This window comes from Saccharothrix syringae (assembly GCF_009498035.1).
GTDB lineage: Bacteria > Actinomycetota > Actinomycetes > Mycobacteriales > Pseudonocardiaceae > Actinosynnema > Actinosynnema syringae.
On sequence record NZ_CP034550.1, the window covers coordinates 497,912 to 511,736 of the forward strand.

Below are 13,825 nucleotides of genomic sequence, written 5' to 3' on the forward strand. Positions count from 1 at the left end.
TGTCCCCGCTGTCCCCGACGACCCCGTGACGCCGCGCGTCAGTCCTTCTCGGGCACCAGGACCCAGCCCGCGAGGTAGAGCAGCGCGCCGGTGCCGAACCCGAACAGGGTCGCGGCGACCAGCAGGATCCTCAGCAGCGCGGCGTCCACCCCCAGCAGCTCGGCGACGCCGCCGCACACGCCCGCCACCATCCGGTCGTCCCGGCTGCGGCGGAGCTTCCTGACCTTGTCGGTGGCCTGGTCGATCACGTCGTTCGTCATGCCCCAAGGCTGCCCGCCGGACGCCGCCGGCACATCGGGGAACCACCCTGGTCCGCTCTCAGGGTTTCACCACGGCTTTACCCCTGAGCAGCCCGGCCTCGGCCCGCCGGTGCAGCTCCGGCAGGTCCTCCAGGCGGTGCTCCCCGCTCACGTCGACCTCGACGGCCGCCACCACCTCGCGCAGCTGCGCCGCGTCGAACCGGGTCACCACGTGCGCGCCCGGCACGTCCGACGCGGTCGCCGACACCACCCGGCCGCCGAGGTGCGCCACCCGGGCGTCCGCGACCAGGTTCAGCACCACGTCGAACGCGCCGACCGGCCCGTACCCGACCACCTCGTCCGCGCCCAGCCGCCGCACCACCGCCGCGCTGCGCGGTGACGCCGTCGCCGTCACCCGCGCGCCCGCCGCCTTGGCCAGCTGCACCGCGAACCCGCCGATCCCGCCGCCCGCGCCGTTGACCAGCACCCGCTCCCCGGCCCGGACCCGCGCGTGGTCGAACACCAGCTGCCACGCGGTCAGGCCGGCCAGCGGGATCGCGGCGGCGTGCGCCAGGGGCACCGACCGCGGCGCCGGGACCAGCCGGGCCGGGTCGGCCGCGGCGCGCTCGGCGGCCGCCCCCCCGATCCACCCCACCACCGGCTCGCCGTCGACCGTGCCCGCCACGTCCCAGCCGAGGGTGTGCGGCAGCGGCACGGGGAACCGGCCGGTCCGGACCGCGACCTCGGTGGGGTTGAACGACGTCGCGGCGACCTCGACCAGCACCTGCCCGGGACCCGGCGCCGGGTCGGGGACCTCGTCCACGACGATCACCGAGGGACCGCCGAACCGGTGTATGCGTGCGCTTCTCACCCCGTCGACGCTAGGGGCGCCCACCGGGACGATCCATGCGCCGCAAGCCCCCGGTCATGTTCAATCGTCCTCGTGGACGTGCCCGGAGACGTGCTCGGAGACGTGATCGCCGCCCTGCGCACCGGCCGGCCCGCGGCCGCCCGCGTCGCCCGGGCCGGGCCGTGGGCGCAGCGGTTCGCGCCGGTGCCGGGCGCCTCCGGGTTCCACGTCGTGCTCGCCGGCACCTGCTGGTTCCGGCCGGACGACGGCGACCCGGTGGAGCTGCGCGCCGGGGACGTGGTGTTCCTGCCCGACGGGCACGGCCACGTGCTGGCCGACGCGCCGGGCACCCCCGTCACGAGCGCGGCGTGCGACCCGGCGGCACCCCGCCCGGCGGTCGAACCGCCCGCCGAGCCCACCGCCGTCACCCTGTGCGGCGCCTACGAGCTGGACCGCGCGCACCCCCTGCTGCGGCACCTGCCCGCCGCCGCCGTCCCCGCCGGTCCCGACCTGCGCGCCGCCGCCGACCTGCTCGCCGCGGAGATCGCCCGGCCCGGCCCCGGCTCCGCCGCCCTGGTGCCCGCCCTGCTCGACGCGCTCCTGGTCTACCTGCTGCGCACGCACCTGACCGCCACCAGCCCGGCGCTGCGCGACCCCGTCGTGGCCATCGCGCTGGAGCACCTGCACCGCGACCCGGCGCACCCGTGGACGGTCGCCTCCCTGGCCGCCGCCACCGGGCTGTCCCGCGCCCCGTTCGCCCGGCGGTTCACCGAACTCGTCGGCCGGCCGCCGCTGGCCTACCTCACGTGGTGGCGCATGGCCGTCGCGGCCCGGCTGCTGCGCACCACCGACGCGCCGCTGGCCGCGGTCGCCCGCCGGGTCGGCTACACCTCGGAGTTCGCGTTCGCCGCCGCGTTCAAGCGCCACCGCGGCACCCCGCCCGGCCGGTTCCGCCGCGAATCCCCGCCCGGCTCCGCGCCCCCGCCGGACCGGTCCGGTCCCTACCCTCGGGGATCGTGACGCCCGAAGAGCTCGCCGACGGGCTGGACCGCGTCGGCTACCTGCCCGACCCCGGGCTGGCCACCGCCGCCCACCTGGCCCTGGCCATGCACCGCCCGCTGTTCTGCGAGGGCGAGCCGGGCACCGGCAAGACCTCCCTCGCGCACGCCCTGGCCCGGGCCCTGGACCTGCCGCTGGTCCGGCTCCAGTGCCACGAGGGCATCGACGCCTCCCAGGCCCTCTACGACTGGGACTTCCCGCGCCAACTGCTGCACCTGCGGGCCCTGGAGGCCGCCGGCCCGGTCGACGCCGAGGCCGCCGAGGCGTCCCTCTACACGCGCCGCTTCCTGCTCGCCCGCCCGCTGCTGGAGGCGCTGGAGCGGGCGCCGTGCGTGCTGCTGGTCGACGAGGTGGACCGCGCCGACGACGAGTTCGAGGCGTTCCTGCTGGAGGTGCTGGACGAGAACGCGGTGACGATCCCCGAGCTGGGCCGCGTCGCCGCGGCCACGCCGCCGCTGGTCGTGCTCACCTCCAACCGCACCCGCGAGGTCCACGACGCGCTCAAGCGCCGCTGCCTCTACCACTGGCTGGAGCACCCGGACCTGGCCCGCGAGGTCGCCATCCTGCGCCGCCGCCTGCCCGGCCTCACCGGGCGCCTGGCCGGCCAGGTCGCCGCGGCCGCCCGGCGGCTGCGGGAGCTGGACCTGCTCAAGCCGCCGGGCGTGGCGGAATCGCTGGACTGGGCGGCGGCGCTGCTCGCCCTGGGGCGGGAGGAGCTGGACGCGGAGGCCGCGGCGGTCACGCTCGGCGCCGTCCTGAAGTACCGGGAGGACGTCCAACGCGCTCTTTCAGCGGGTGTCGCCGGCCGGTGACCGCGCGCACAATCGGGGGATGACCGGCGCCGGCGCGTTGACCGGGCTCGTGGGGTTCGCCCACGCGCTGCGGCACGCGGGCGTGGCGTGCGGGCCCGAGCGCGTGCACGCGTTCGTCCGGGCCCTGGACCACCTCGACCTCGCCCGCGCCGACCACGTCTACTGGGCCGGCCGGCTCGCCCTGTGCGCCGAACCCGGCGACCTGCCCCGCTACGACGCCGCGTTCACCGCCTGGTTCGGCGACGGGGACCGGCCGGCACCGCCACGCGGGCGCGCCCCGCGTCCCGGCCGCCTCGCCGCCCTCGTCGACGGCACCGGCCGCCCCGGACCCGCGCCCGACCTCCGCGTCGCCGCCAGTGACGTGGAAGTGCTGCGCCGCAAGGACATCGCCGACCTCACCCCGGCGGAGCGGCGGCACCTGCGGGAGCTGCTGGCCACCCTGCGGCCCGTCCCGCCGCGCCGCCGCGCCCACCGCAGGCGCCCCGCCCGCACCGGCCGGCTCGACGCCCGCCGGACCCTGCGCGGCATGCTCGCCACCGGCGAACCGGTCCGGCTCGCCCGCCACCGCCGGACCCACCGGCCCCGCCGGGTCGTGCTGCTGATCGACGTCTCCGGCTCGATGAAGCCCTACGCCGACGCGCTGCTGCGGTTCGCCCACGTCGTCGCCCGCGCCGTGCCCGTCGAGGTCTGCACGCTCGGCACCCGGCTCACCCGCGTCACCCGCCAGCTGCGCCGGCGCGACCCCGGGCAGGCCCTGGCCGCCGCCGCGCGGGCCGTGCCCGACCACGAGGGCGGCACCCGCCTCGGCGAGACGCTCAAGGCGTTCCTGGACCGGTGGGGGCAGCGCGGCGCCGCGCGGGGCGCGGTGGTGGTGATCTGCTCGGACGGCTGGGAGCGCGGCGACCCCGCCCTGCTCGCCGCCCAGCTGGCCAGGCTGCGCCGCCTGGCGCACCGGGTCCTCTGGGTCAACCCGCACGCCGGCCACGACGGGTACCGGCCGGTGCAGTCCGGCATCGCCGCCGCGCTGCCGCACCTGGACCGGCTGCTCGCCGGCCACAGCCTGGAGACCCTGCACGCCCTGCTGGAGGAGGTTCGACTTGCGTGACGTCCTCGCCGAACTGGCCCGTCTCGTCGAACGCGGGGGCACCGCGGCCGTCGGCACCGTCGTCGCCACGTTCAGCTCCGCGCCCCGCCCGCCCGGCGCGGCCATGCTCGTCGGCGCCGACGGCGAGGTCGTCGGCAGCGTGTCCGGCGGCTGCGTGGAGGGCGCGGTCTACGAGCTGGCCCAGCGGGTCCTCGCCGACGGCCGGCCGGTGCTCCAGCGCTACGGGGTCGGTGACGACGACGCGTTCGCGGTCGGCCTGACCTGCGGCGGGACCATCGACGTCTACGTCGAGCCGGTCGGCGCGGACACCTTCCCGGAGCTGGCCGAGCTGGCCGAGACCGTGCGGGCCGGGCAGCCCGTCGCGGTGGCCACCGTCGTCGAGCACCCCGAGTGGGTCGGCCGGCGCCTGGTGGTGTGGCCGGACCGGGTGGCGGGCGACGTGCCGTCCGCGCGGGCCCGCGACGCCGTCGCCGACGACGCCCGCGGCCTGCTCGCCGCCGGCCGCAGCGGCACCCTGCACTACGGGCCCGACGGCCAGCGCCGCGGCGAGGGCATGACCGTGTTCGTCAACTCCTTCGAACCGCCGCCGCGCATGCTGGTGTTCGGCGCGATCGACTTCGCCGCCGCCGTGGCCCGGCTCGGCGCGTTCCTCGGCTACCGCGTCACGGTGTGCGACGCGCGGCCCGTGTTCGCCACCCGGTCGCGGTTCCCCGGCGCCGACGAGGTGGTGGTGGACTGGCCGCACCGCTACCTGGCCGCGCAGGCCGACGCCGGGCTGGTGGACGGGCGCACGGCCGTCGCCGTGCTCACCCACGACCCGAAGTTCGACGTGCCCCTGCTGGAGGTCGCGCTGCGCCTCAAGCTCGGCTACGTGGGCGCGATGGGCTCCCGCCGCACCCACGACGACCGGTTGCGCCGCCTGCGCGAGGCGGGCGTGACCGAGGACGAGATCGCGGGGCTGTCCTCCCCGATCGGCCTGGACCTCGGCGCCCGCACGCCCGAGGAGACGGCCGTCTCGATCGCCGCGGAGATCATCGCCCTGCGCTGGGGCGGCGCCGGCCGACGCCTGGGCACCACCGCCGGCCCCATCCACCGGTGACCCCGCGGCCCGCACCACCGACGACCCCCACCACCACCAGGAGGGTTCATGCGGATCACCGTCAACGTGGACGGGGTGGCCTACGGCGACGAGGTCGAACCCCGCACGCTGCTGGTCCACCACCTGCGCGAACGGCTCGGCAGGACCGGCACCGTGGTCGGCTGCGACACCGGCAACTGCGGCGCCTGCACCGTCCTGCTCGACGGCCGCAGCGCGAAGTCGTGCTCGGTGCTCGCGGTGCAGGCCGACGGCCGCGAGGTCACCACCGTCGAGGGCCTGGCCCGCGACGGGCGGCTGCACCCGGTGCAGCAGGCGTTCCACGACAACCACGCGCTCCAGTGCGGCTTCTGCACCCCCGGCATGCTCCTGCAGGCCGTCGACCTGCTCACCGAGGACCCCGACCCCGACGAGGACGCCGTCCGCCGCGGCCTGGAGGGCAACCTCTGCCGCTGCACCGGCTACCAGAACATCGTGCGCGCGGTCCGCGACGCCGCCGCCCGGATCAACGCGGCCGCGACGAGCGGAACCGGCGCCGACGCCGGTGGTGCCGCGTGACCGCCACCGCCGAGCCGGAGGTGGGCAGGTCCCGGCGCCGCAAGGAGGACGCCCGGCTGCTCACCGGCGCCACCCGCTGGACCGACAACCTCCGGTTGCCCGGGATGCTGCACATGGCCGTGCTGCGCAGCCCCGTCGCGCACGCCCGGATCACCTCGGTCGACGTCACCGGCGCGACCGGGATGCCCGGCGTGCTGGCCGTGCTCACCGGCCGGGACCTGGCCGGCGAGCAGGGCAGCCTGCCGTGCGCGTGGCCGATCACCGAGGACATCCTCGTCCCGCCCGCCCCGGCGCTGGCCGTGGACGAGGTGAACTTCGCCGGCGAGGCCGTCGCGCTCGTGGTCGCCCGCACCGCGGCCGAGGCCCACGACGCGCTGGCCGCGGTCGACGTCGACTACGCGGACCTGCCGGTCGTGCTGGACGTGACCCGGGCCGTCGAGGGCGGCGACCTCGTCCACGCCGACCTGGGCGCCAACACCTGCGCCACCTGGGTGTTCGACTCCGCCGGGGCGGGCACGGGCGCCGACGTCGACCGGGCGATCGCCGAGGCGGAGGTGCTGGTCGAGCGCACCTACCGCCAGCAGCGGCTGATCCCGGCGTTCATGGAGCCCCGCTCGGTCGTGGTCGACCCGGCGCCGGACTCGGTCACCGTGTGGTCCTCCACCCAGGTGCCGCACATCGTGCGCTGGCTGCTCGCCGCCGTGACCGGCATCCCCGAGCAGCGGATCAGGGTGGTCGCGCCCGACGTCGGCGGCGGCTTCGGCGGCAAGCTCCAGGTCACCCCCGAGGAGCTGCTGACCCTGCTCGCCGCCCGCCGCCTGGGCAGGCCGGTGAAGTGGACCGAGACGCGCACCGAGTCGATGCTGTCCGGCCACCACGGCCGCGACCAGGTGCAGCGCCTGACCCTGGCCGCCCGCCGCGACGGCACGGTCACCGGCCTCAAGGTCGACCTGCTCGTCGACATGGGCGCCTACCTGCGGCTGCTCACCCCCGGCGTGCCGATCCTCGGCGCGTTCATGTTCAACGGCGTCTACAAGTTCCCCGCCTACCGCTTCACCTGCACCAACGTGTTCACCAACAAGGTGCCCACGGACGCCTACCGCGGCGCGGGCCGCCCCGAGGCCACCTTCGCGGTCGAGCGGCTGATGGACGAGCTGGCCGCCGAACTCGGCCGCGACCCGCTGGAGCTGCGCGCGCAGAACTGGATCCGGCACGAGGAGTTCCCCTTCACCACCGTCGCCGGCCTGACCTACGACTCCGGGCACTACGAGGCCGCCACCGCCCGCGCGGTCGAGCTGTTCGGCTACCGCGCCCTGCGCGCCGAGCAGGCGGAGCGCCGCGCGAACGGCGACCCGGTCCAGCTCGGCATCGGCGTCTCCACCTACACCGAGATGTGCGGCCTGGCCCCGTCCCGGGTGCTCGGCGCCGTGCGGTACGCGGCGGGCGGCTGGGAGCACGCCGCGGTCCGGGTGCTGCCCACCGGCAAGGTCGAGCTGGTCACCGGCACCTCGCCGCACGGCCAGGGCCACGCCACCGCGTGGAGCCAGATCGTCGCCGACCGGCTCGGCGTGCCGTTCGAGGACGTGGAGGTGCTGCACGGCGACACCCGGGTGGCCCACCGCGGCCTGGACACCTACGGCTCCCGGTCGCTGGCCGTCGGCGGCGCCGCGGTCGCGCTGGCCGCGGACCGGGTGCTGGCCAAGGCCCGCACCATCGCCGCCCACCTGCTGGAGGTCGGCGAGGACGACGTGGAGTTCGCCGCCGGCGCCTTCTCCGTGCGCGGCACCTCCACCACGATGGCCTTCGGCGACGTCGTGGTCGCCGCGCACACCGCGCACGACCTGCCCGACGGCGTGGAACCCGGCCTGGACGCCGAGGCCACCTTCGACCCGGAGAACTTCTCCTTCCCGCACGGCACCCACCTGTGCGCGGTCGAGGTCGACACCGAGACCGGCGAGGTGCGCGTCCGCTCCTACGCGTGCGTGGACGACGTCGGCGCGGTGGTGAACCCGATGATCGTCGAGGGCCAGGTGCACGGCGGCGTGGCGCAGGGCATCGCGCAGGCCCTGTTCGAGGAGGCCGTGCACGACGAGAACGGCACGCTGCTCACGGCCACGTTCGCCGACTACCCGCTGCCCGCCGCCCCCGACCTGCCGCACTTCACCACCGACCGCACCGAGACGCCGGCGACGACCAACCCGCTGGGCGCCAAGGGCGTGGGCGAGGCGGGTGCCATCGCCTCCACCCCGGCCGTGGTCAACGCGGTCGTCGACGCGCTGCGGCACCTGGGCGTGACCGACGTGGAGATGCCGTGCACCCCGATGCGGGTGTGGCGGGCGATCCGGCGAGGGGGTGCGGCGTGATCCCGGCACCGTTCGACTACGTCGCGCCCGCCACGGTCGAGCAGGCCGTGCGGGCGCTGGCCGGTGGCGGCGAGGACGCCAGGGTGCTGGCCGGCGGGCAGAGCCTGCTGCCGGTGCTGCGGATGCGGCTGGCCGCGCCCACCCTGCTGGTCGACCTGTCCCGGGTGACCGAACTGACCGGCGTGCGCGACGACGGCGACTCCCTGCTCATCGGCGCCATGTCCACCCACCACGACCTGCACCGGGACCGGCTGGTCGCCGGGCACGCCCCGCTGCTGGGCCTGGCCGCGGGCGCCGCGGCCGACCCGCAGGTGCGGCACCGCGGCACGCTCGGCGGCGCCCTCGCCCACGCCGACCCGGCGGGCGACCTGCCCGCGCCCGTCCTCGCGCTGGACGCGGTGCTGGTGTGCACCGGGCCCGGCGGCACCCGCGAGGTGCCCGCGGCGGAGTTCTTCGTCGACCACTTCACCACCGCGCTGGCGCCCGACGAGCTGCTGACCCACGTGCGCGTGCCCAAGCTGACCGGCTGGGGCGCGCGCTACGAGAAGTTCAACCGGATGGCCCAGACGTGGTCGATCGTCGCCGTCGCCGCCGCCGCGCGGGTCTCGGACGGCACGGTCACGGGCGCCCGGGTGGCCCTGACCAACATGGGGTCGACGCCGGTCCGGGCGCGGGGCGTGGAGGAGGCCCTGGTCGGGCAGCCCGCGACGGCCGCCGCCGTCGCCGTCGCGGCCGCCCGCGCCGCCGAGGGCACCGACCCGCCCGCCGACCGCGACGCGGACGCCGGGTACCGGGCCCACCTCGCGCGCGTGCTGACCCGGCGCGCGCTGACCGGGGCGGTGGGCGCGTGAAGCTGGAGCACCGGTTCACCGTGCCCGCGCCCGTGCCCGAGGTGTGGGCGGCCCTGCTCGACCCCGAGGTGGTGGCGCCGTGCCTGCCCGGCGCCACCCTCACCGGCGTCGACGGGCGCGGCTTCACCGGCACGGTCGAGGTCAGGCTCGGGCCCGTCGTGCTGCTCTACCGCGGCACGGGCGAGTTCACCTCGGTCGACGAGCGGGTCCACGCCGCCGTGCTCAGGGCGTCCGGCAAGGACACCAGGGGCAACGGCACCGCCACCGCGACGGTGTCCGCGGCGCTGACCGCGGCCGAGGGCGGCACCGAGGTGTCCGTGGTCACCGACCTCGTCGTCACCGGCCGCCCCGCCCAGCTCGGGCGCGGGCTGATCGGCGAGGTCGGCGCCAAGGTCGTCGCCGAGTTCGCCGAACACCTGGCGGCCCGGCTCGGGCCGGCGGAAGCTGAACGGGTGACTACCCAGGAGACCCGGCCCCGGCTGCGGGCGGTGCCGGACGAGCCCGTCGACCTGATCGACGCCGCCGGCGTGCCCGTGCTCAAGCGCGTGCTGCCGGTCGTGGCCGGGTTGGTGGCGGTGGCGCTGCTGGTCCGCCGGCTGCGCGGGCGGCACCGCTGAACGCGCGCGGCGGGCGGCCGACCCCCGGGACGGCCGCCCGCACCGCCGCGCTCCCGGCCGTGCTGCCGACCGCGCTGCTGGCCGTGCTGCTGGTCGTGCTGCTGGTCGCGGCCTGCACCGGCTCACCGGTGGTGATCACCACCTCGCGGCCGGCGCCGACGACGACCTCGCCCGCCGCGCCGGAACCGCCGTCGTTCACCCTCGCCGCGGGCGGCGACATCCTGGTCCACCCGGCGCTGACCGAGCAGGCCGACCGGGACGGCGCCCGCGACTTCGTGCCGCTGCTCGACGGCCTGCGCCGGGCGATCGAGGCCGACGTGTCCCTCTGCCACCTGGAGACGCCGCTGTCCGCGCCCGGCGCGCCCACCTACGGCTACCCGGCGTTCAGCGCGCCGCCCGAGGTCGCGACCGCGCTCAAGGACATCGGCTACGACAGCTGCTCGACCGCGTCCAACCACACCCTCGACCGCGGCGCGCCCGCCATCAGGACCACCCTGGACGTGCTGGACGCGGCCGGGCTCCGGCACACCGGGTCGTTCCGCTCGCCCGAGGAGGCCGCGACCCCGCTGCTGCTCGACGTCAAGGGCGTGAAGGTCGGGCACGTGTCGTTCACCTACGGCTTCAACGGCATCCCGCTGCCGCAGCCGTGGATGGCCAACCAGCTGTCCACCGAGGGCGTGCTGGCCGCCGCCCGGGCCGCCAAGCGGGCGGGCGCCGAGGTCGTGGTGGCGAGCCTGCACTGGGGCGACGAGTACCGGCACGAGGTCACCGGGCAGCAGCGCGCCATGGCCCGCGAGCTGCTGGCCGACCCCGCCGTGGACCTGATCATCGGCACCCACGTGCACGTGGTGCAGCCCATCGAGCAGGTCGGCGGCAAGTGGGTCGTCTACGGCATGGGCAACGAGGTGGCGCGCCACTCCGAGCCGCGCGGCACCACCGAGGAGGGCATCGTCACCCGGTTCAGGTTCGTCAAGGGCGCGGCGGGCTGGTCGGTGGCCGAGGCGTCCTACGTGCCGACCCTGGTCGAGTTCGGCCCGCCGATCCGCGTGGTCGACCTGACCCGCGTGCCCGCCACGCCCCGCCGCACCGAGGCGCTGGAGCGCACCGACGGCGTGGTGCGCAGCCTCGGCGCGGCCATCGCCCACCCCTGAGCGATTCCTGCCCGCCCGTCCGGGTGTCCGCACCCACGACATCCGCACGAGACGGGAGTGGGAATGGCGAGCGCGCAGTCCGGGGCGGTCAAGGCGGTGTACGAGCGGTGGACGGTCGACCGGCTCAACGGGCGGCCGGTGGACCCGGGGAGCTGGGGCGACCTGACCGCCGAGCCGTGCGGCGTGGACCACCTGGAGACCGGTGAACCCGGTGTGCCCGCGATGTGGCTGGTGCCGCGGGGCGCCGCAGACCGTCGAGGTCTACCGGTGGCTGCTCGGCGCCTCGATCGGGTCGGCGCGCGTCGCGTTCGCCGGCGACTCCGCGGGTGCCGCCCTGGTCGTGAACGCCCAGCCGCGCGCCCGCGAACCGGGCCTGCCGCCGCCCGCCGCGGCGCTGCTGATCTCGCCGTGGGTGGACCCGGAGGCGGGCGGGGGGACGTACCGGACCAACGCCGAGACCGACGGCTACTTCTACCGGGACCTCGTCGCCCTCATGGCGGGCCTCTACCCGGGGCCGGGCGGCGACCCGCGCGACCCGACCGCCAACCCCCCGCACGCCGACCTGACCGGCCTGGCGCCGATGTACGTGCGGGCGGGCGGGCACGAGACGCTGCTGGACGACGGCCGGGCGCTGGTGGAGCGGGCGGGGGAGGCCGGGCTCGACGTGTTCGACGGGCAGGTGCACACCTTCCGGATGGCCGCCGGGCGGTCGCCCGAGGCCGACGACGCGATCCGCCGGCTCGCCGGGTGGGTGCGGCCGGGGCTGGGGCTCGCGTGACCGCCCCCGCCGACTTCGCGCGGGTCGCCGAGCCGTTCCGGGGCGAGCTGCCGGCGCACTGCTACCGGCTGCCCGGCTCGCGGCACGAGGCCGAGGACCTGGTGCAGGAGACCTACCTGCGGGCGTGGCGGTCGTACGGGGCGTTCGAGGGGCGCGCCTCGGTGCGGGTGTGGCTGCACCGGATCGCCACGAACGCGTGCCTGACCGCGCTGGGGCGGCGGGCCGTGCTGATCCCGCGCGAGGTGCTGGATGTCCCGGCCGCCGAGGTCGCCGACATGCCCGGCACGTCGGTGGCCGCGGTGAAGAGCGCGCTGCAACGCGCGCGGGCCCGCCTGGCCGAGGTCGCCCCCTCGGCGGACGACGTGCTCGAACCCACCTCGCCCGAGGCCCGGGCGCTGCTCGCGCAGTACGTCGAGGGCTTCGAGAACGCGGACCTGTCGGCCCTGGAGCGGGCGCTGCGCGCCGACGCCGCCCTGGAGGTGGCGGGCTCGCCGACCTGGTTCGCGGGCAAGCGGCGGTGCCTGGAGCTCCTGGCCACCGTCCTCGGCTCACCCGGCGACTGGCGCATGGTCCCCACCACGTCGAACGACCAGCCCGCGGCCCTGGCCCACCACCGCGGCGAACCGTTCGGCATGGGCGTCCCGACCGCCACCGCGACCGGCATCTCCCGCATCACGGTGTTCCCCGACCCGACCCTCGCGAGTCGAACCCCCGGCACCCCCGTGTCGAACCCCCGGACCCCCCGAGTTCCACGTCCACCACCGTCAGAGCAGGCCCCGGACCCGGTCGAGCCGGTCCAGCCAGCGGGTCGCCGTCGCGCCGTCGGCGGCGAACCCGGCGGCCCGGTCGGGCTCCGGGGCCCGCACCGGCACCGGCAGCCACCCGTCCACCGGCCGCAGCGAGTCGGTCGTGACGTCGCCGTCCAGCAGCGACAGCGTGCCCAGCCCGCACGCGAAGCCCAGCTCCGGCAGCGCACCGGCCAGCGCCAGCCCGGCCGCCATGCCCACCGACGTCTCCAGCGCCGACGACACCACGCACGGCAGCCCGCACGCCTCCGCCACCGCCAGCGCCCGCCGCACCCCGCCCAGCGGCGCGACCTTGATCACCGCCACGTCCGCCGCGCCCGCCACGGCCACCCGCAGCGGGTCCTCCGCCCGCCGGATCGACTCGTCCGCGGCGATCCGCACGTCGACCCGCCTGCGCACGGCGGCCAGCTCCGCCACCGACGGGCACGGCTGCTCGACGTACTCCAGCCCGCCCGCGGCCCGGTCCAGCTCCCGGATCGCGGCGACGGCGGTGTCCACGTCCCACGCGGCGTTGGCGTCCACCCGGACCGCGCCCGACGGGCCGAGGGCGTCGCGCACCGCCGCGACCCGCTCCAGGTCGTCGCGCAGCGGCGAGCCCGGGTCGGCGACCTTCACCTTGGCCGTCGAGCAGCCGGAGGCCGCGACGATCGCGTGCGCGCGCTCGGGGGGGACCACGGGGACCGTGCAGTTGACCGGGACGCGGTCCCGGACCGGCGCGGGCCAGCCTTCCTCGGCGGACTCCAGCGCGCACGCCAGCCAGGGCGCGGACTCGGCGTCGGAGTAGTCCTCGAAGGCGCAGAACTCACCCCACCCGGCCGCGCCCTCCAGCAGCACGCCGTGGCGCACCGTGATACCGCGGAACCTGGTGCGCAGGGGGATCGAGTAGACCGGCACCGGGGGATCCTAGAGCGGGTCCAGCGCCGCCACCCGCCGCAGCGCGCGGGCGGCCAGGTCCGGGTCCGCCTCCTCGGCCAGCACCCGCAGGGCGTCCGCGAACCGGTCCACCCGCCGGTCCAGGTCGGCCAGCTCCCGGGTCGCCTCGGCCAGCTCCGCGGCCAGCCCCGGCCGGTTCCGCGCGCCGGCCAGCCCGGAGCGGGTGGCCAGCGAACCGCGCAGCGCCACGAGCGCCCGCCACAGCTGTTCCTCGACGTGCGCCACCCGCCCGGGGTCGGGGCCGCGCACCGCGTCGAAGTACCCGCACAGCCGGCCCGCCCGCCGCCGCTGGGCCTCGTCGGCGAACTGGAGCGGGTGCACCACGTCGTCGGCGCTCGCCGCCCACGCCACCTGCCAGTCGGTGACCCGCGCCGGCAGCGCGGCGACCAGGCCGACCAGCACCAGGGGCGCGCCCGCCAGGCCCACCGACCACCACGGCGTCGGCCCGACCACCGCCAACGCCCCGGCCAGCGGGACCGCCGGCACCAGCACCGGCCGCAGCCGGGCCCGCCGGACCCGACCGCGGGCGACCCGGGCGGCCCCGGCCCGGTCGGCCCCGGGCCGCCACATCCACCAGCGCGGCGCCGGCGGGTCCGGCTTCACGCGC

At 77.2% G+C, this 13,825-nt stretch carries 14 protein-coding genes and 1 pseudogene; 11 read left to right on the forward strand and 4 right to left on the reverse strand.

Features of this window, described 5'->3' with window-relative positions:
- Positions 1-38: 38 nt before the first annotated feature.
- Both EKG83_RS02315 and EKG83_RS02320 read right to left on the reverse strand, forming a co-directional pair.
- Entirely contained in the window at positions 39-260 is a 222-nt protein-coding gene (locus EKG83_RS02315) for a PspC domain-containing protein (RefSeq protein ID WP_033432227.1), read from the reverse strand.
- A gap of 58 nt (positions 261-318) precedes the next feature.
- Positions 319-1,110 (reverse strand): NADP-dependent oxidoreductase, encoded by a 792-nt coding sequence (locus EKG83_RS02320; RefSeq protein WP_033432226.1) that lies wholly within the window; start codon positions 1,108-1,110, stop codon positions 319-321.
- Between the two features lie 72 nt (positions 1,111-1,182).
- On the opposite strand from EKG83_RS02320, the gene EKG83_RS02325 reads away from it, so the two are divergent.
- The 11 genes and pseudogenes from EKG83_RS02325 to EKG83_RS48850 all read left to right on the forward strand — a co-directional run.
- Positions 1,183-2,109 (forward strand): AraC family transcriptional regulator, encoded by a 927-nt coding sequence (locus tag EKG83_RS02325; protein WP_228122481.1) that lies wholly within the window; start codon positions 1,183-1,185, stop codon positions 2,107-2,109.
- The gene (locus tag EKG83_RS02330) at positions 2,106-2,960 is read left to right on the forward strand and encodes an AAA family ATPase (RefSeq protein ID WP_407690755.1); all 855 of its coding nucleotides are present in this window, start codon (positions 2,106-2,108) and stop codon (positions 2,958-2,960) included. The genes EKG83_RS02325 and EKG83_RS02330 overlap by 4 nt, the downstream gene beginning before the upstream one ends.
- A gap of 19 nt (positions 2,961-2,979) precedes the next feature.
- Positions 2,980-4,065: a vWA domain-containing protein gene (locus EKG83_RS02335; RefSeq protein ID WP_033432295.1), complete on the forward strand. Its 1,086-nt coding sequence runs from the start codon at positions 2,980-2,982 to the stop codon at positions 4,063-4,065.
- Complete coding sequence (locus EKG83_RS02340) at positions 4,058-5,164, forward strand: XdhC family protein (protein ID WP_033432225.1); 1,107 nt, start codon at positions 4,058-4,060, stop codon at positions 5,162-5,164. Before EKG83_RS02335 ends, EKG83_RS02340 begins: the two co-directional genes overlap by 8 nt.
- A 48-nt stretch (positions 5,165-5,212) precedes the next feature.
- The gene (locus EKG83_RS02345; RefSeq protein WP_033432224.1) at positions 5,213-5,719 is read left to right on the forward strand and encodes a (2Fe-2S)-binding protein; all 507 of its coding nucleotides are present in this window, start codon (positions 5,213-5,215) and stop codon (positions 5,717-5,719) included.
- Positions 5,716-8,082 carry a xanthine dehydrogenase family protein molybdopterin-binding subunit gene (locus EKG83_RS02350; RefSeq protein ID WP_033432223.1) on the forward strand — a complete coding sequence of 789 codons (2,367 nt, stop codon included), beginning with the start codon at positions 5,716-5,718 and terminating at the stop codon, positions 8,080-8,082. Before EKG83_RS02345 ends, EKG83_RS02350 begins: the two co-directional genes overlap by 4 nt.
- The gene (locus EKG83_RS02355) at positions 8,079-8,933 is read left to right on the forward strand and encodes an FAD binding domain-containing protein (protein ID WP_033432294.1); all 855 of its coding nucleotides are present in this window, start codon (positions 8,079-8,081) and stop codon (positions 8,931-8,933) included. Before EKG83_RS02350 ends, EKG83_RS02355 begins: the two co-directional genes overlap by 4 nt.
- Positions 8,930-9,550, forward strand: coding sequence for an SRPBCC family protein (locus EKG83_RS02360; protein WP_033432222.1), 621 nt, complete (start codon positions 8,930-8,932; stop codon positions 9,548-9,550). The genes EKG83_RS02355 and EKG83_RS02360 overlap by 4 nt, the downstream gene beginning before the upstream one ends.
- 59 nt (positions 9,551-9,609) lie before the next feature.
- Positions 9,610-10,701 carry a CapA family protein gene (locus tag EKG83_RS02365; protein ID WP_033432221.1) on the forward strand — a complete coding sequence of 364 codons (1,092 nt, stop codon included), beginning with the start codon at positions 9,610-9,612 and terminating at the stop codon, positions 10,699-10,701.
- Positions 10,702-10,903: 202 nt separating this feature from the next.
- Positions 10,904-11,479, forward strand: coding sequence for an alpha/beta hydrolase fold domain-containing protein (locus EKG83_RS02370; protein WP_051766222.1), 576 nt, complete (start codon positions 10,904-10,906; stop codon positions 11,477-11,479).
- Between the two features lie 101 nt (positions 11,480-11,580).
- A pseudogene (locus tag EKG83_RS48850) lies at positions 11,581-11,640 on the forward strand (hypothetical protein); the annotation flags it as partial.
- 603 nt (positions 11,641-12,243) lie between these two features.
- Here EKG83_RS48850 and EKG83_RS02380 read toward each other — a convergent pair.
- On the reverse strand, positions 12,244-13,179 hold the full coding sequence (locus tag EKG83_RS02380) for an o-succinylbenzoate synthase (protein ID WP_033432219.1): 936 nt from the start codon (positions 13,177-13,179) through the stop codon (positions 12,244-12,246).
- Between the two features lie 9 nt (positions 13,180-13,188).
- Positions 13,189-13,821: a hypothetical protein gene (locus tag EKG83_RS02385; protein ID WP_033432218.1), complete on the reverse strand. Its 633-nt coding sequence runs from the start codon at positions 13,819-13,821 to the stop codon at positions 13,189-13,191.
- Between the last annotated feature and the right edge of the window lie 4 nt (positions 13,822-13,825).